At 69.9% G+C, this 17,276-nt stretch carries 16 protein-coding genes and 2 tRNA genes; 10 read left to right on the top strand and 8 right to left on the bottom strand.

Translation table 11 applies throughout. The features are described 5' to 3' along the window. Positions 1–3: 3 nt before the first annotated feature. Positions 4–507, top strand: a complete 504-nt coding sequence (locus ABD295_RS09190; protein WP_344303400.1) for a hypothetical protein — start codon at positions 4–6, stop codon at positions 505–507. Between the two features lie 51 nt (positions 508–558). Beyond that, positions 559–634, top strand: a tRNA-Asn gene (locus ABD295_RS09185). 92 nt (positions 635–726) lie between these two features. Here ABD295_RS09185 and ABD295_RS09180 read toward each other — a convergent pair. From ABD295_RS09180 to ABD295_RS09170, 3 genes are all read right to left on the bottom strand, one after another. Beyond that, positions 727–1,902 (bottom strand): glycoside hydrolase family 6 protein, encoded by a 1,176-nt coding sequence (locus ABD295_RS09180; RefSeq protein ID WP_344303399.1) that lies wholly within the window; start codon positions 1,900–1,902, stop codon positions 727–729. 155 nt (positions 1,903–2,057) lie between these two features. Further along, the gene (locus tag ABD295_RS09175; protein WP_344303398.1) at positions 2,058–2,378 is read right to left on the bottom strand and encodes a hypothetical protein; all 321 of its coding nucleotides are present in this window, start codon (positions 2,376–2,378) and stop codon (positions 2,058–2,060) included. 53 nt (positions 2,379–2,431) lie between these two features. After that, positions 2,432–3,178 carry a PIG-L deacetylase family protein gene (locus ABD295_RS09170; protein ID WP_344303397.1) on the bottom strand — a complete coding sequence of 249 codons (747 nt, stop codon included), beginning with the start codon at positions 3,176–3,178 and terminating at the stop codon, positions 2,432–2,434. 59 nt (positions 3,179–3,237) lie between these two features. Here ABD295_RS09170 and ABD295_RS09165 point away from each other — a divergent pair, with 59 nt between their 5' ends. Beyond that, a complete protein-coding gene (locus ABD295_RS09165; protein ID WP_344303396.1) occupies positions 3,238–4,221 on the top strand; it encodes a GNAT family N-acetyltransferase in 984 nt (327 codons plus the stop codon). Between the two features lie 6 nt (positions 4,222–4,227). On the opposite strand, the gene ABD295_RS09160 is transcribed toward ABD295_RS09165, so the two are convergent. Then, on the bottom strand, positions 4,228–4,368 hold the full coding sequence (locus tag ABD295_RS09160; protein WP_344303395.1) for a hypothetical protein: 141 nt from the start codon (positions 4,366–4,368) through the stop codon (positions 4,228–4,230). Between the two features lie 139 nt (positions 4,369–4,507). Between ABD295_RS09160 and ABD295_RS09155 the strand changes: the two genes are divergently transcribed. Together ABD295_RS09155 and ABD295_RS09150 are read left to right on the top strand one after the other, a co-directional pair. Next, positions 4,508–4,581, top strand: a tRNA-Ile gene (locus ABD295_RS09155). Between the two features lie 359 nt (positions 4,582–4,940). Further along, positions 4,941–8,003, top strand: coding sequence for a CehA/McbA family metallohydrolase (locus tag ABD295_RS09150; protein WP_344303394.1), 3,063 nt, complete (start codon positions 4,941–4,943; stop codon positions 8,001–8,003). Positions 8,004–8,182: 179 nt separating this feature from the next. Here the strand turns inward: ABD295_RS09150 and ABD295_RS09145 are convergent, their stop codons facing one another. After that, on the bottom strand, positions 8,183–8,476 hold the full coding sequence (locus ABD295_RS09145; protein ID WP_344303393.1) for a MerR family transcriptional regulator: 294 nt from the start codon (positions 8,474–8,476) through the stop codon (positions 8,183–8,185). A 110-nt stretch (positions 8,477–8,586) separates the two neighbouring features. On the opposite strand from ABD295_RS09145, the gene ABD295_RS09140 reads away from it, so the two are divergent. Further along, positions 8,587–9,018 carry an Hsp20/alpha crystallin family protein gene (locus tag ABD295_RS09140; RefSeq protein WP_344303392.1) on the top strand — a complete coding sequence of 144 codons (432 nt, stop codon included), beginning with the start codon at positions 8,587–8,589 and terminating at the stop codon, positions 9,016–9,018. Positions 9,019–9,116: 98 nt separating this feature from the next. Beyond that, complete coding sequence (locus tag ABD295_RS09135; RefSeq protein ID WP_344303391.1) at positions 9,117–9,701, top strand: GNAT family N-acetyltransferase; 585 nt, start codon at positions 9,117–9,119, stop codon at positions 9,699–9,701. Positions 9,702–9,771: 70 nt separating this feature from the next. On the opposite strand, the gene ABD295_RS09130 is transcribed toward ABD295_RS09135, so the two are convergent. Next, a complete protein-coding gene (locus tag ABD295_RS09130; RefSeq protein WP_344303390.1) occupies positions 9,772–9,924 on the bottom strand; it encodes a hypothetical protein in 153 nt (50 codons plus the stop codon). Positions 9,925–10,071: 147 nt separating this feature from the next. Between ABD295_RS09130 and ABD295_RS09125 the strand changes: the two genes are divergently transcribed. Beyond that, positions 10,072–11,724 carry an MFS transporter gene (locus tag ABD295_RS09125; RefSeq protein ID WP_344303389.1) on the top strand — a complete coding sequence of 551 codons (1,653 nt, stop codon included), beginning with the start codon at positions 10,072–10,074 and terminating at the stop codon, positions 11,722–11,724. A 72-nt stretch (positions 11,725–11,796) separates the two neighbouring features. Here the strand turns inward: ABD295_RS09125 and ABD295_RS09120 are convergent, their stop codons facing one another. Both ABD295_RS09120 and ABD295_RS09115 read right to left on the bottom strand, forming a co-directional pair. Beyond that, positions 11,797–13,221, bottom strand: a complete 1,425-nt coding sequence (locus ABD295_RS09120; RefSeq protein WP_344303388.1) for a serine/threonine-protein kinase — start codon at positions 13,219–13,221, stop codon at positions 11,797–11,799. A gap of 34 nt (positions 13,222–13,255) precedes the next feature. Continuing rightward, positions 13,256–14,602, bottom strand: coding sequence for an acyltransferase family protein (locus ABD295_RS09115; protein ID WP_344303387.1), 1,347 nt, complete (start codon positions 14,600–14,602; stop codon positions 13,256–13,258). Between the two features lie 96 nt (positions 14,603–14,698). Between ABD295_RS09115 and tyrS the strand changes: the two genes are divergently transcribed. Together tyrS and ABD295_RS09105 are read left to right on the top strand one after the other, a co-directional pair. After that, entirely contained in the window at positions 14,699–15,967 is a 1,269-nt protein-coding gene (tyrS, locus tag ABD295_RS09110; protein WP_344303386.1) for a tyrosine--tRNA ligase, read from the top strand. Between the two features lie 4 nt (positions 15,968–15,971). After that, positions 15,972–16,967, top strand: a complete 996-nt coding sequence (locus ABD295_RS09105) for an alpha-hydroxy acid oxidase (protein WP_344303385.1) — start codon at positions 15,972–15,974, stop codon at positions 16,965–16,967. The last annotated feature ends 309 nt before the right edge of the window (positions 16,968–17,276 follow it).

The raw sequence follows: 17,276 nt of genomic DNA, 5'->3' as shown, positions 1-17,276 counted from the left end.
GCCGTGAGCCCGCTCCGCGGAGGCCGGCGCCCCGGCGTACCCGTGGCAGCGGGGGAGAAGGTGCTCGCCTCGGCCGGCGCGACCGACGGCCGCGTCGCCGCCGGCACCCGCGACGCGTTCTACGTCCACTCGGACGCCGGGACCGTCCGGGTGCCGTGGGAGCAGGTCGAGGCCGCCGACTGGGACGCCGACACGTCGGTGCTCCGCGTGAGCGAGGTCGGCTCGTGGGGAGAGGCCCGTCCGGAGCACGTGCTCACGCTCGACGATCCAGGGCGGCTCCTCGAGCTGGTCCGCGAGCGGGTCACCGCGACCGTCGTCCTCCAGCGGCACATCCCCGTCTACGGCCGGCGCGGCCTGCGTGTCATCGCCCGCCGCGCCCCCGGCGGCGACCGCCGGGTCACCTGGATCTACGAGTACGACGCCGGCGTCGATCCCGACGACCCCGAGGTCCGCGAGACCGCTCGGGCCGCCCTGGCCCAGGCGCGCGAAGAGGTTGGCCTTGCCTGATTTCAGGGAGGCGTCGACTGCTTGCTAGCCTGTGCGGGCTGCACGCAGCGGTCCCCTGTAGCTCAACTGGCAGAGCATTCGGCTGTTAACCGGAGGGTTGTTGGTTCGAGTCCAACCGGGGGAGCCAACGATCGAAGCGGCCCGCCAGGCGACCTGTCGCCGGGCGGGCCGTTTCGCGCTCCCAGGTGGTGGTTGGCGAGCGGCTGTTCGGCGGCTGGGTCAGCCCGCGTAGCTGACCGGCACGCCGGCGTACGGCCACGACGTCACGAGGCCCAGGGCCCGGGTCCGCACGAACGGGTCCGCCTGCTTGTAGAGCCACGGGCGGCCGAACCAGAGGTACGCATCGACGTACGCCGTCGCGAGCGCGTTGGTCTCCGGGGAGAGTCCCCACGCGGGGTTGGCCACGTCGGTGGTCGGCGGGATGCCGAGCGTCACGCAGATGCGGGGGTCGAGCGGCGAGCTGCAGACGCGGGCGTTCTCGGCGTCGACGCCGTCGTAGGTCCCGAAGTCGAACGGCTTGCCGTTCGAGGACGTGTTGATCACGACCTTCTTGCCGGGCATGCCGAGCGTCTCGAGCGCCTGCACGACGGCAGCGCCGCGGGCCACCTCGTTGGTGGTGGAGGAGTAGTGCGTGCTGTTCAGCGCGATGCCCCGGGCGTACTGGATCCCGGCCGGCAGCAGGAACTTGAGCACCGCGTCGACGCCGCCCTTGGTCGGGTGCGGCCAGTCGGCGGCGCCGACGTCGATGTAGACGCTGGTGTTGGGCAGGGCGCTGAGCACCCGGGCGGAGTAGGCGATCAGCTTGGACGGGATCGTCGAGCCTCCGGGCGTGCAGAGCGCGAAGGGGCCGTCGGGCTGCAGCACGATCGCCGTGTGGGCGGTGCCGATGGCGGCCGCGAAGCGGTTGGTCCAGTCGCGGTAGGACCTCTTCTCGGCCCGCGTGGGCAGACGGCTGCAGGCTCGCTCTTCCCACGGGTTCACCCGGAACACCGTCATCTGGACCAGCGCCTCGGGGTTGCCGGCCTGCGCGCTCTTGACGTAGTCGCGGACCTTGCGGCCGATCTGGGCGTTGGGGATCCAGCCCCCGAACCACTTGCCCTTCGGCGTGAGGGCGATCCGTCCGAGCAGCGCCTTGTCGGTGCCCGTCGCGCTGGCCCACGGCTGCCAGGCCTGGTCGAGACGCCCCTGGTAGACGCCCCACGGGCGCCCGGCCAGCGGGTTGAGCTCGTCGGCCGCCTGAGCGGTCGAGGCAGCGGCGGTCGAGGCAGCGGCGTTCGGGGTGGGGGCGTTCGGGGTGGGGGCGTCCCGGGTGGGGGTGGCGACCGCGGAGGTGAGCGGGGTGAGCGCGGTCAGCACGGCGGCTGCCGCGACGAAGGCGCGCAGGGGTCGATACATGGAGGATTCCTGCCGATGGGGGGCGGCGTGTCGTCTTGACTAGGGGGTGTTTCCACCATAGATGAGGCTGTTGGTGCGTGTGTGGTTTCGCCGGAGATCGCCCGCGAGGCTCCTCGGTCACCCCGCCGGTCACCCCGCCGGTCACCCCGTCGGCATCACGGTCCGGCCTGGGTCAGCAGCTCGGCGGGCACCCACTCGGTCACCGTGCTCCAGCGGCCCGGGCGCAGCTGCGCGGCGTACACCACCAGTCCCTCGAAGCGGCCGCGCTCGACCTTGCGCCACTCCAGCAGCAGACCGGGCGAGGGGCGGCTGCCATCCACCGGCACGGCCACCCAGCAGTGCCGGGCGGGGGAGTCGACCGAGAACCCCTCCGGCTCGTACGACGGGCGGTCGACCGGCGCGGCCGGCGAGCCACCGGCGCGGACGCGGTCGCGAAGCGGAATCCCGGACCCGCTGCCGTACCCGCCTCGCGCCATGGGCTCAGGTTAGAACACCTGTTCGAGCAACGGGAGGGGAACGACCTCCTGGACTACTCGCCCCAGCCCATCGGGAACACCTCGAAGGCAGCGCCGAAGGCGACGCCCAGGCGCTGACCGGTCTGTCGGCCGAAGCCCTCCAGGAACTCGCGCGGGTCCCAGTCCTCCCAGCCGAGTCCCTCGATGTACGCCGCGTGGGCCACCAGCGAGTCCACGCCGGCATCGAAGGTGTCGGTGGTGTCGACGCCGTGGGTGGAGTCGGGGGAGTTGGCGGCCCAGACCGCCCGGACCCCGCCCCAGGGCTCCAGCCCGTCGGTGAGCTGGTCGGTGAAGATCCAGCGGTTGCCGGCGTCGCGCACCGCATCGAGGACGGCCTTCCCGACCGCGATGTGGTCGGCCTGGTTGAGGTTGCGCCCGCCCCACGTGTCGCGGAAGTTGCCGGTGACGACGATGTCGGGGCGATGCTTGCGCACCATCTCGGCGATGACCCGCCGCAGCGGCACGCCGTACTCGATGACGCCGTCCTGCAGGCCCAGGAACTCCACGATGGACACGCCCACGACCCGCGCCGACTCGACCTGCTCGGCTTCACGCACGGCTCTCGCCTCGTCCGGGTGCATGCCGTCGATCCCGGCCTCGCCGGAGGTCACCATGCAGTAGACGATGTCCTTGCCCTGTCCGGACCAGCGAGCGATCGCTGCGGCGGCGCCGAACTCGAGGTCGTCGGGGTGAGCGACGACGCAGAGCATGCGCGACCAGTCTTCGGGCAGGGCCTCGAGGGGTTCGGGTGCGTCAGCCATGAGCGCAGCATGCCCGATAAGCGGTTGGCGCGGGCGTCCGGCTCGGCTTGGCTGGACGCATGGCCACGACAACGCTCCACATCGTCGAGGTCGATCCTCACGACGACCACCTGCTGCGGGCGTTCTGGGACAACGAGCAAGTCGCCCAGCGGGCCGAGCGCCGGGATCCCGTGCTGCGGACCTACGACGCACTGACGGCGACCATGCGTGACCCGTCGCCCTACTACGGGCGGGTGCTGCTGGCGGCCGTGGACGGGGACGAGCTCATCGGTGGGGTGGACGTCTCGTGGCCACTCCAGGACAACACCCACCTCGGCGAGATCGAGGTCAACGTGCGTCCGGACCGGTGGCGGCAGGGGATCGGCCGCCTGCTCCACGAGACGGCGATCGGACGGCTGCGCGCGCAGTCACGGACCACGGTGATCGGCGAGGCCTGCGAGAGCCCGGACGGGGACGGCCCGGCCGTGCCCTTCGCGACCGCGCTCGGCTACGCGTCGTCGCACCTGGAGCACCACCTGGTGCTGGCGCTCCCGGCCGACGTCGAGGAGCTCCCGCCGGACGCCGCCTACACCGTGGTCACGTGGGCCGAGCGCTGCCCCGACGAGCACGTGGCGGCGTACGTCGCCATGCGCAACCAGATGGAGACCGACGTCCCGATCGGGGACCTCGAGCTCGAGCCGGTGCTGCTCGACGAGGAGCGGGTGCGGGTCTCGGAGGCGCGGACGGCGCGGTCGTACCAGCGGCTCGTCGCCGCCGCTCTCCACGATGCGGGCGGCGCGATGGTGGGCTACTCCGAGCTGTTCCTGCCGCACGGCGAGACCTACGCCCAGCAGGACGACACCCTGGTGATGCCGGACCACCGGGGAAGCCGGCTGGGGCTACGTCTCAAGCAGGCGAACCTCGCCCTGCTCCACCGCGACCACCCTGAGCGCAAGCTCCTGCACACGTGGACCGCCCCGGGCAACGCGGCGATGATCCGCACCAACGAGCGCTTCGGCTTCCGCGTCGTGGAGCGGATGCACGAGATGCAGCGAAAGATCTAGCAGGCCCTAGCTGGCGTAGCGGCCGTCCGCACGCACCTGGGTCTGACCGCAGGTGGCGCACTCCTCGTCCCGGCCCACGCCGAAGTCGTCGTAGAGCATCTCGCGCAGCACCCACACGTGCTCCGCACAAGGAGTCTTGACGTCCATTCGGCCTCCCGGTCGGCTGATCCAGGACCTATGTACCCGGTGACCCACCATCGCATGCCACCGCCCGCTTCGACGGCACCCATCCACGCCGCGCGCGGCGCGCGTGTCCTCACGGGTGTGCCCTAGGCTCGGCGCCCTCAGGGCGGTAGCTCAGTCGGTCAGAGCAGAGGACTCATAATCCTTGGGTCGTGGGTTCGAGCCCCACCCGCCCTACTCCCCGCTCGTACGACTTCGCCTGGTGACACCTACTTCGGCTGATGGGGTGCATCTCGGTTCGGTGCACCGCAAGACCGTGCACGGTGGTGGGGCGAGCACGCGGCGAGCGGGCTCGAGTCCGCCTGCCACTACTGCGTGTTCACTTATCGAACGTGGGCGAGTCATCGGCTCCCTCTTGACGACCATGCGCAAGTTCGAGCATTGTGCATTACGTTGCGCGCGACGCACCTCTGTTGCCCCATACGCAACGACGGGTTTCGGGCTGAGACGAGCCGGGACACGGACAGTGGCACCCTCCCGGAAGTGAGCCGACGTTGAAGTTTGCAAGCCATGCCCGTTCACGCGTCCTCGTCGTCATGGCGCTGCTGTTGAGCCTCGGGGTCGCGACCGCACCAGCCCTGGCGAAGGACGGGATTGTCCTCCAGGCAGCTCTTCCGACGGCCGCCGGCGACAGGGTCGTCCAGGACGACCCCGACAACCCCATCAAGTTCTCCATCGACGAGGCCATCGCCAACGGGAGCGTCTCGACACAGGACCTCTACATCGGCACCGTGAAGTCTTACCTCGGGGAGAAGGCGGACGGGAAGACGCCCGTCTTCGGGGAGGGTTTCGGAGTCCACCCCTACGACATCCTCATCATGAACGACCGGGTCGGCATCGTCTTGGCTGCGGGGACCGATGACCCCTGGGGCTATCCCGGCGGCTCGATCCTGGACGCCGGTCGGGTCACGGTGCCCGAGGGCAGTCCTGACCTGAGGAACGCCACCTTTGGCGACGACACCGTGCTGACGGCTCAGTTCCTCTTCAACACCTGGGATGCCTGGGCCCCGTCCAACGCCGGCATGGTCTCCTTCGACCTGGTCAACTACAACTTCGAGACCAAGGCGATCGACGACGTCAACGGAATGCCGGCGGTGCAGGCGACTCGCAAGTTCACCGTCCCCTACAACCTCAACGGCGTCTCCACTCCGCGCGACCTCGACGTGGTCTCGTACTACAGCATCGCGCCCGACAAGGACTACGCCTACTGGTTCGACACCGTCCACAACAACGGGGACGCCTTCTCCACGGAGGCGCTCAACGAGGTGGTGATCTCCAACAAGGGCAGCGTGGGCATCGACACGAAGACGGTGGGCGCTCTCAGCGCCGCCAACACCTTCAACTTCGTGACGGACGAGAATGGACAGCCCACGAAGCAGTTCTCCACGACCATGATCTCTCCGGGAGAGAACCTCGGCTCGGACGGAAGGTCGCACCCCTTCAGCGGGTTCACCGGGGCACGGGGCTATCGCGAGCTCATGTTCTCGCCCGCGAACCGTCCCTACGTCGCGGGCGAGACGCGGCTCTACGAGTCCTACCTGATGATCGACGACCGCGCATCTTGGCAGAAGGTCTACGACTTCTGGGCGGACTACAAGGGCCTGGACACCTTCAACGTCTCCGGGACCGTGACCGATGCCTCCGGAGCTCCGGCGGCATATCCCACCGTCATCGTCAATCGCGGGGGCGCGCTGTACGGCTCGGTGGTCGGCGACGCTGACGGGCACTACAGCATCGACCTGCCCGAGGAGAGCACGACGCAGACCTACACCCTGCGCGTCGAGAAGAAGGGCACTGTTCCCTCGACGCCCAGCGCCAACTTCACCAGTGAGACCGTCCCCTCGGGAGGTCTCGACCTGCAGACGGGTGCCCAGAAGGTGCCGGTGACGTTCACCTTCAAGGACCAGAACGGCGATCCCGTCTGGGGACGGATCTCCGTGGGTGCCCTCCCGCAGATGATCTACACCGGGGAGAACTACTACTTCTCGGACCGCAACGCGGACGGAACGGCCAAGAAGGGCGTGGTCACCGCGATGGTCGCGCCGGGCAACTACTCGGCCACTGCGTGGGGTGAGGGCTACGGCTTCTACTCCTACACCACGAACCCCCAGACGTTCTCGCGGACCGTCACCGGCAACACGGCGACCGATCCGACCCAGACCGTCGTCATCAACAAGCCGCTGAGTGCTCCCACGGACTGGTTCGGTGTCGACAACCACCACCACGGCGGGCGCATGGATGCGTTCTCGCCGCCGGAGGTGTCAGCGAATGCGCAGATGACCGCCGGACTGGAGGTGCTGTCCCTGGCTGACCACCAGTTCGTCCTGGACAACTGTCCCGTCTACAACCTGTCCCGCAAGTTCGGGGCCATCGGCTACATGCCCAACGAGGAGATCACGCCGAGCTGGGCCCACCACAACATGATGCCGCTGACCGCTTACGCCTACGACCGCTTCCGCGACTGCGACCAGGTCAACCCCATCATCAACACGAACACCAACCACCAGGGCATCCTCGACGACGCCCACGAGCACGGCATTGCCATCGGCGTCAATCACCCGAACAGCTCCTACGGACTCTTCCTCGCCGACGACGACCGCACGGTGCCGGGTGGCATGAGCGGGGACTTCGACGGCATCGAGATCCAAGGCTTCGGCGTGAGGACCATCAACGAGGCCTTCGGTTTCTGGAGCGCGTTCCTGTCCGGCGCAACCCGTCGCGGGGTGGAGGTGAACAGGCCCCATTACATCCACGGGTCCACCGACATCCACGACTCCGGCCAGGGAACGGGCAGCGGTGGCCAGCGGTCGTACGTCCACGTGGCCGATGGCAAGGCCAAGAGTGCAGCGGACTTCGACGCCTTCTCGCTCGAGTTCAGCAGGAGCCAGGCGGCCGGTCACAGCTTCGTCTCCAACGGAGCCCTCATCACGCCGACCAGTGGCAAGGTGTTCGGCAACACCTACAGGGCGGACCAGACCGGATCCTTCACGGCCGACTTCAACGTGAAGGCGCTGAACAACATCACCGACATCTACGTCTTCGGCAGCACCGGGACGGGGACCTCGACGGGCGGGTTCAACGGACTCAACAACCTGATCTCCCGCACCACCTACACGGGTGCCGACCTGGCCACGTCCAAGGACTTCACCCTCAAGGTGGACGGGGTCCAAGGCAAGCAGTGGTTCGCCCTCGCCGCTGTCACCGCCACCGGCAACCGACGTGCCATCACCAACCCCATCTGGGTGAACGGGCCGGACGTCCCAGCCACGCAGACGATCACCGAGATCGAGCCGATCATCAGCTTCCCGGAGATCCCGGTCGTCGGCGACGTCGTCGAGCAGCCGCGAACGGCGATCCTGACCACCAGCCCGTGGTCGGGCTTCCTCTTCGCCGACTGGAAGCTCGCGGGTGGCAACTTCGGGTCGAAGGCGAAGAAGAACCTGAACTACGTCTACACGCTCACCTTCGAGGCGCCGAGCGGCTACGTGTTCGACCCGGCACTGAACGACCCCAAGGCCGGGGTCCTGGTGGACAACGACGGCGTGCGGAGCAGGCTCATCTATCGCCGGCACCTCAAGGCGCTCCCTGGGTCCAGATGACCTTGCGACCTCGCTGAAGAGCCTCGAGCAAGTGGTCGGGGTGCTCCATCACCCGGTTCGGTCGGTCTCCGGGGACGGGGGTGGTGAGTGGCGCGTGGCCCTCGTCGAGAGGGCGGCGCACGCGCTGAACTACAGCCACCCCGGAGAGCTGGCCGGCCTCATCGAGCGTTGGCTCCCTCTCACGCGGTGGTGAGCCGCCGCCGCAACCGGTCCCGCTCGGTCCGCAGCCGGCGTACCTCCTCCTCCAGCCTCAGCACCCGGGCGATGCCGGCGAGGTTGAGACCATCAGCCAGCAGATCGCGAATCCGGTGCAGCCGCGCCACGTCGTCGTTGCTGTAGAGGCGGGTCCCGCCCGGTGTGCGGTCGGGCTCGACCAGCCCGCGCCGCTCGTAGACGCGCAGGTTCTGGATCTGCAGGGAGGTCATCTCGGCGGCGACCGAGATGGCGTAGACGCCGCGCGACTGGTTGTCCATGTCACTCCTTGCATTTTTCTGCGGGAAGAGTTACAAAGAATATGTAACCAGCGATACAGGTTACCTGCATCAGTTCATCACCCTAGACGACATGCAAGGAGGAAACCGAGATGTTGCTCCGAACCGCTGACCCCTTCCGCGACTTCGACCGTCTGGCCGCGCAGCTGCTGGGCTCGACGGGGACGACCAACCGCCCGGCCGTCATGCCGGTCGATGCCTGGCGCGAGGGAGACACCTTCGTCCTGGAGTTCGACCTGCCCGGTGTGAGCGCCGAGTCCATCGACCTCGACGTCGAGCGCAACGTGCTGACCGTCCGCGCTGAGCGTGTCGGCCGCAACGGCGACTGGGAGATGTTGGCCTCCGAGCGCCCGCGGGGCATGTTCAGCCGCCAGCTGGTGCTCGGCGACAACCTCGACCTCGAGCGCATCGAGGCGTCGTACGACGCCGGCGTGCTGCGTCTGACCGTCCCGGTCGCGGAGAAGGCGAAGCCGCGCAAGATCGAAATCGCGTCCGGAGCGGAGCGCACCGCCATCGAGGCCTGAGGCGCCGCAGCACGGAGCACTGGAGCGGAGCCCCCGGTCGCCGGCCGGGGGCCCGCGCGCGTCCGGGGTGCAGCGCGCGTCCGACGTACCTTGTCCTCATGGCTGACCGGTCGATCGTCGCGCTGACACCCGAGACCTGGCCCCTGTTCGCCGACCTCGTCGAGCGGCAGGGCGGTCTCTTCGGCGGCTGCTGGTGCGTGTGGTTCCACCCCGAGAGCGAGCTGCGCGACGGGACCAAGGACGGCAACCGCAACGCCAAGGAGCACTGGGTGCGCGAGGGCGTCGCGCACGCTGCGCTGGTCGTGGAGGACGGCCGGGCGCTGGCCTGGGCCGAGTACGGATCGCCGGCCGAGCTGCCCAACATCCACCATCGCAAGCAGTACGACGCCGAGAAGGAGCGCGACGCCGACTGGCGGGTGACCTGCATCCAGGTGGCGAAGACCCATCGTCGCCAGGGGCTCGCCGAGACGGCCCTGCGTGGCGCGCTCGACCTGATAGCGGCAGCCGGGGGCGGACTGGTCGAGGGGTACCCGCACGACATGGCCCTGAAGGACTTCAAGAAGGTCTCGGCGTCCTTCATCTACAACGGCACCCGCCGCATGTATGAACGGGTCGGCTTCACCTACGTCCGGCCGAAGGGCCAGTTCAACTGCGTCATGCAGCTCCAGGTGGACGCGGCCTGACCGGGACGGCAGGGTCCGACGATTCGGCGGGCGCGGTTGCCCGAACCGCCCACCGAACGTCGTCGAGCGGTCAGCCGCCCCCGCCGCTGGTCCAGTAGGCGCCTCGGTTGCCGTGACGTCCCTCGGTGGCGTCGGGGCCGGCGCGTCTGTCGTTGCGGCCCCGGTAGCGGTAAGCCGCCCACGCGACGAACAACACGGCCACGATCAGCAACACCCAGCCCATGACGATCCCTCCGTCGGCCTTGGAGGGTTTTCAGCCTACGCCTCACCAGCGTCAGGGCGGGGATGTCGAGCCAGGGACCAGCCGTCCGCCCGGATAGCGGATGCCGAGGGTCTCGCGCTACCGGTCCGGATGCGTGACGATGCATCGGTGAACCTGCGCCTGCTCCGCAACGGAGCGCTCGTCCGCGCGTTGCTGTCCTTCGGAGCGGCGTACACCGCCGAGTGGGCGTTCACCGTGGCGCTGACCCTCGTCGCCTTCGCGGACGGCGGCGCGTTCGCCGCGGGCCTGGTGGGCATGCTCCGGTTGCTGCCGTCGGCGGTGCTGGCGCCGGTCATCTCGGTGTACGCCGACCGGCTGCCCCGCGAGCGGGTGCTGATGGCGTCCAGCCTGGTGCGGGGGTTGGCGACCCTGGCCTGCGGACCGGCGCTCATCTGGGGATGGTCGACGGCTGTCGTCTACGTCCTCGCGATCGTCTCGACCGTGGCGTTCACTCCGTTCCGGGCCAGCCACTCCGCGCTGATGCCGTCGCTGTGCCGCACCCCGGACGAGCTCACGTCGGTCAACGTGGTCCGTGGAGCGCTGGACTCCGTGAGCGTGGTCCTCGGCCCCTTGGTGGCCGCGGTCCTCGTGGCTGTCGGGGACGTGTCGTCTGTGTTCGTCTTCGCCGGCGTGTGCGGACTGTTGTCAGCGGTCCTCCTGCTGGGGCTGAGCTACGAGCGGCTCGCGGTGAAGGAGCACCCGCAGCGGCACCTCGTCGGCGAGATCCGGGAGGGGCTGCACGCGATCAAGGCGTACGACGGCGTCGCGACCGTGGTCGGCTTCGTGGCCTTGCAGTGCGTGATCCGCGGCGCGTTCAGCGTCTTCGTGGTGGTGCTCGCCATCGACCTGCTCAACGGCAACGACGCAGCCGTCGGCGTGCTTCAAGGAGCCGTCGGCGTGGGCGCGATCGTCGGCAGTGTCGTCTGCTCCAAGCTGGTCGGCAGCCGCCGGATGACCAGGTGGCTCGCGGTGGGTGTCTCCCTGTGGGGACTGCCCTTGGCCGTCATGGGCCTGGTCCCGCAGTACGTCGTCGCGCTCTCCATCGCCTGCGTCATCGGGGTGGGCAACGCGCTGGTCGACGTGACGGCGTTCACCTTGCTGGCCCGGATGGTCCCGGACTCCGTGATGGCGCGGGTCTTCGGCCTGCTCGAGAGCTTCGGCGCGCTCGCGGTCGCTGTGGGTTCGCTGGGCGCGCCCGTGCTGATCGCCCTCCTCGGCCCGCGCGCCGCACTCGTGGCCTTCGGCGCGCTGGCGCCGGTCGTCGGCCTGCTGTGGTGGCGTCGCCTCACGTCGATCGACGCGAGCGTGGCCGTCAGGACCGACGCGATCGAGCTGCTGCGGCAGGTGCCGATGCTCCGCCCCCTCCCGGTGCCGGTCATCGAGCGGCTCGCCATCGCGGTCGACCACGCGGTGGTGGCCGAGGGAGCCAACGTGTTCGCGGCCGGCGACGCCGGCGACTGCTTCTACGTGGTGGCGAGCGGCACCGTCGAGGTGCTCGACGACGCCGAGCTGGTCCGCACGATGGGTCACGGCGAGGGCTTCGGCGAGATCGCGCTGCTGGGCGGGACCACGCGCACGATGACCGTCCGCGCTGCCGAACCGGTCGACCTCTACGCCATCTCCGCCGACGAGTTCCTCGCCGCGGTCACCGCCATCGGGGAGTCGCGCTCGGCCGCCGACGCGGCCCGCTCGGCGTACCTCTCCTTCGCCCCTGGCGCTGCCATCGACTCGACCACCGACTCGACCACCGACGCGGCCTGAGCCCCCCCACCTCGAGACCTGCGGAGACCAGGCCCAGCTTGCCGAGCAGGTCACCGGCCACCAGCTCCAGGATCAACCCGGTGTCTCTCCGGCGATGAGGAACGACTCACCGTCGTCCTGGAGCCGCAGCTCGACCTCGTCGTCGAAGCCGTCCCCTCCGTCACGTGAGTAGCTGACGCTGTACTGCACGGTGCCGGACTGCGGATCGGCCCCGATGTCGGTCACGTCCGCTCCGTCGACGGGGTCCCAGAACTTCTTGTACTTGCCGAAGCCGCCGCTGGCCTTCTGGAAGTCCGGCGTGAGCATGCCCCACGCTGCTGCAGGGTCGTCGACGACGGTCTGCAGATAAGTCTGCACGAAGTCGGTCATCGCCTGGGCACGCACGCCGTCGTCGCTGGGACTCTCCGTGGGCTCGGACTGCGAGGGCGTCTCCTCCGGCGTCTGGCTCGTGCCGTCGGCTCCCGAAGGGGGCGTCTGGCCACCGTCTCCGTCCGGGCCACCGACGACGAGCGCGGTGACGATGACGGCGATCACCACGAGCGCGACGACGCCCAGGACCGGCAGCAGCGGGCTGCGTCGGCGCCGGGAGTACGCCGGCCCGGCCGGCCTCGGTGCGGCGACGGGCTGGGGCGTCGGGGGAGAGGTGAGGACGGCCGTCTGCTCGACGCCGGGGAGCGGCGCCGCGGCGGCGACCCGAGTCGGTTCGCTCTTCGGCGGGCCGCTCTGCAGGAACCGCTGCACGTCGCGCATCGTCCAGCGGTCGTCGGGGTTCTTGGCCATCGTCGCGACCATCAGCGGCGCCAGCCACCCGGGATGGCCGGGCCGCGGCGGGTCCTCGTTGACGATGCGGAACATCGTGCCCATCACGTTGTCGGCCACGTGGTAGGGCGGTTGGCCCTCCAAGGCGTGATAGAGCGTCGCCCCCAGTGACCAGACGTCGGCGGCGTCCGTGGCCGTCTGTCCGGACGCCACCTCGGGAGCGAGGTACGCCGGCGAGCCGGTCACCAGGCCGGTCTGGGTCAACGACGCGTCCGCCTCCGCTCGTGCGATGCCGAAGTCGGTGAGCTTCACCTGGCCCGTCTCGGTCACCAGGATGTTGGACGGCTTCACGTCGCGGTGGATGATGCCCGCCGCGTGCGCCTCGGCCAGCGCCTCGGCGGCCTGGCCCAGCAGGGCGGCGGCGCGGTCGGGTGGCATGGGGCCGTCTCGTCGGACGAGCGCGGCGAGGTTGAGTCCCTCGACGAGCTCCATCACCAGCCACTGCTCGTCCGCCTCGTCGACCAGGTCGTAGACCGCCACCACGTGCGGGTGGTTCACCCGCGCGGCCAGCTTGGCCTCGCGCTCGGCTCGCGCCAGGTCGGGGAGGTCGGCGCCCGGTGACATGCCGATCTTCTTCAGGGCGACCTCGCGGCCGAGCAGCTCGTCGCGACCGACCCAGACCGCGCCCATCCCACCTCGACCTATCTCGCGGTCGAGCGAGTAGCGGCCGGCGATCACGTCTCGACATCTTAGGTGGGTGGTCCTGGTGGCCCTACCTGCGCAGGGGTGGGCGCAGCACGCCGAAGACCATCGCGCCCAGCACGGGCACGAGCGGCAGGTACCACCGCACGGTGCCGTCGTCCGCCGCGATGCCCCAGTCCGCGAGCAGGCCGAGCGCCGCGCAGGTCGCGGCCATGGAGAGCAGCGGGAGCAGGGCGGGGGGAGCCGGCCGGTCGTCACCGGGCACCCGCTCGAAGCGGCCGAGCAGGAGCACGAACACGGCCGTGACCGAGCCCAGCACCGCGAACCACACCGGGCGGGTGAGCCACCACGTCGAGGTCAGCGGCTCCTCGCGGAGGCCGGCGCCGTCGAGGGCCAGGGACACCGCGACCACGATGCCCAGCGCGGTCAGGTGCCAGAGGTAGACCGTCATGATCCGGCTGTTGACCAGGATCGTCGCCATCCACACACGTCGCCGGGCGGTCAGCCTGGCCAGCGCCGGCTCGAGCGCGAGCACGGCGCCGGCTTGCAGGATCCCGAGGAACCCGAGGGTGACCCGGGTCGGGTACGCGTTGTTCACGCCGTGCCCGCCGACGCCGACCATCGAGACCCCGTAGGGACCCACGCGCACCAGGAGCAGCAGCCCGACCAGTCCGACCAGGGCGAGCAGGAGGCGGCGTCCGGTGCTGGCGAGATCGCCGTCGAGCCAGGCGTAGCCGAGCTGGTGCACGGCAGCCCACACCACGAGGTAGTTGACGAAGCCCAGCAGGAAGAGGTCGTTGCCGATGCTCACGAAGTCGACCAGGCCGCCCAGCGCGAGACCTGCGCCGACGGTGGCCCAGCCCCACCGCTCCCACAGACGCAGCGTGAGTGGTGCGACGGACACGACGACGACGTACGCCGCCAGGAACCAGGTCGGCACCAGCGACGCGCGGCTGGCGATACGCAACGTCTCGCCGCTGGCGCCGAGGGCGTGGGCGACCGGGGCGACGACGGCCCAGAAGACCATGAGCGGCAGCACCGGGATGGTGAGGCGGCGCAACCGACCGCGCAGCCAGCCACCGTACGTCGTGCCGCGGGCGGCGGCCGAGCGCCAGGAGAGGGCGTTGGAGTAGCCGCCGACGAGGAAGAAGACCGGCATCACCTGGACGACCCAGGTGAGCGGGTGCGTCCAGGTGGCCAGCTCGAGCAGGTCCGCCCTGTGCAGCACGGGGAGGTCGCCACCTTCGTCGACGTAGACGGCCGCGACCGTCCAGTGGCCCAGCACCACGACCAGGATCGCGGCGGCCCGGAGGAAGTCGACGACGCGGTTGCGGGAGTCGGGGGTCGCGTCCGCGAGTTCGCCGAGGCGGGACCCGCGTGCCTTGCGGGCAGGGCGGACGAGCGGCGTAGAGCTCATGACCCCACTCTCGATCCTGCGGCGTTGTCCGCGCCTGAGCATGCGCACCTGATATCGCGTCGAGGCGCCGCGGGGGAGTGGGGCAGACTTGGCCGGGTGACCGACGACAGTGGGACGAACGTCCTCGACGACCTCGAGTGGCGCGGCCTCGTCGCGCACTCCACCGACCGCGACGCGCTGCGCGCGGCGCTCGGCGAGGGCGGCGTCCGGTTCTACGTCGGTTTCGACCCGACCGCGCCGAGCCTGCACATGGGCAACCTGGTCCAGCTGACCACCGCGCGCCGTCTCCAGGACGCCGGCCACTCGCCGTACATCCTGGTCGGCGGAGCCACCGGGATGATCGGTGACCCGAGAGACTCCGGGGAGCGGGTGCTCAACACGGTCGAGACGGTGAAGGACTGGACCGAGCGCGTACGCCGCCAGGTCGCTCCGTTCGTGTCCCTGGAGGGCCCGCACGCCGCGACCCTGGTCAACAACTACGACTGGACCGAGCACCTGTCGGTCCTCGACTTCCTCCGTGACATCGGCAAGCACTTCCCGGTGAACCGGATGCTGGCCCGCGACGTCGTGCGCAGCCGGCTCGAGGACGGCATCAGCTACACCGAGTTCAGCTACGTCCTCCTGCAGTCGATGGACTACCTCAACCTCTACCGCGAGCACGGGGTGACCCTGCAGTTCGGCGGCTCCGACCAGTGGGGCAACCTCACTGGTGGGGTGGAGCTGATCCGCAGGTCCGACGGTGGCAAGGCGCACGCCTTCGCGACGCCTCTGATCACCAAGGCCGACGGCACCAAGTACGGCAAGACGGAGGGCGGAGCTCTCTGGCTCGACCCGGAGATGCTGTCGCCGTACGCCTTCTACCAGTTCTGGCTCAACGTCGAGGACGACCAGGTCGGGCACCTGCTCCGTGTCTTCACGTTCTTGTCGGTGCAGGAGATCGAGGACCTGGAGCGCCAGACCGAGGAGAAGCCGTTCCTGCGCGCAGGACAGAAGGCTCTCGCGGAGGCGGTGACGACCTACGTCCACGGCGCGGCCGAGACCGAGCGCATCAAGGCCGCGTCGGCTGCGCTCTTCGGCTCGGGCGACCTGGGCGAGCTCAGTCCCGCGACCCTCGCGGCAGCGCTCCGCGAGGCGGGGGCCGTGCATGCCGACAAGGGCACCGGCATCGTCGACCTCTTCGTGGCCGCCGGGCTGGCCAAGAGCAAGGGCGAGGCCCGCCGCACGGTCGCCGAGGGTGGCGCCTACCTGAACAACGTGCGTGTCGAGGACCCCGACTTCGTGCCGGGCGACGCGGACCTGGTGGCGGGGTCGTGGCTGGTGCTCCGGCGCGGCAAGCGCAAGCTGGCCGGCGTCGAGCTGGGCTGAGACCGTGACCGGCTTCGACCAGGTCCTGCGCGACTACCTGGTCGACGGCGCCGGGGAGGGCACCTCGGCGGTCGAGGCGGGCTGGTCCGACGTCCGCTTCGCCCCCCACGTGCTCCGCGACGTCACCAAGGTCGATCTGGAGGCGGACCTGCTGGGTACGTCGGTGCGCGCTCCCTTCGCGATCGCGCCGACGAGCCTGCAGCGGGCCGTGCATCCAGAGGGCGACCTCGCCATGGCGCGCGCCTGCGCCGCTGAGGGCGTGCTGCTGGTGGTGTCCAGCAACACGGGGACACCTTTCGCCGGGATCTCCGCGACCGGGGTCGCGTGGTGGCTGCAGGTGTACTTGCCTGCCGACCGTGCTCTTGCGATCCCGCTCCTCGAGCGCGCCGTCGCCGCGGGGGCCGGGGCTGTCGTCCTCACCGTCGACACCCCGGTCGTGGGCAGCAAGCGGGGGCCTTCGGTGTGGGACTCGGTCGATCCTTCGCTGGTCCGGGTCAACTTCGACCCCGGTTACGACGACCTGCCCGGCTCCCAGAAGGCGACGGACCTCGGACCCGACGACATCGGCTGGCTGGCGGCACGGACCGGGCTGCCTGTCGTGGTCAAGGGGGTGCTGCGCGATGACGACGCGCGCCGCGCTGTTGACGCGGGGGTCTCCGCCGTCTGGGTCTCCAACCATGGTGGTCGCCAGCTCGACCGGGCGTTGCGCACTGCGCACGCGCTTCCCGCCGTCGCGCGGGAGGTCGGGGGCGCCGTGCCCGTCTACGTCGACGGGGGAGTCCGCTGCGGGCTGGACGTGCTGGCCGCAGTGGCGCTGGGGGCCGACGCCGCCTTCCTCGGTCGGCAGCCGATCCTGGCGCTCGAGCAGGGGGAGGCCGGTGTGGCGTCGTACCTGCGTCGCCTGCGCGACGAGACGACCGAGGCGTTCCGCCTGGCCGGCTGCAGCGACGTCGCCGACACGCGGGACGTCGCCGTCGTGCTGCCCCCAAAGGCCCTCTGACCTGCGACGACGAGATTGTGCCCCGCGTCACAAGGAGTCGATTTGCAAGGGGCCGCGTACTCACCTAGTGTTTCACCTCGTCGCCAGGGAGCGGCGGAGGGCAAGTCCGGTCAGGACGGGTTCTCGGCCCCCAGCGCAGATCCCCTCTCGGAGTTCCCGGCACCGTCGCGTTCGCGCGGGGTGCGGAGTTCTCCGGGTGGGAGTCGGACCAGTCCCGACAGCTTGGCCGTGCGCCGAGCTGAGGTGTGCGTCTGATGTTTGAGAACTCAACAGTGTGTTTGATAGTCGTTGAAGTTTGTGCGCGCCTGC

The organism is Nocardioides bigeumensis, assembly GCF_039531755.1.
GTDB classification, from domain to species: domain Bacteria; phylum Actinomycetota; class Actinomycetes; order Propionibacteriales; family Nocardioidaceae; genus Nocardioides; species Nocardioides bigeumensis.
The sequence above is the reverse complement of the archived record's forward strand: the minus strand, read 5'-3'. Positions and strand labels throughout refer to the sequence as shown.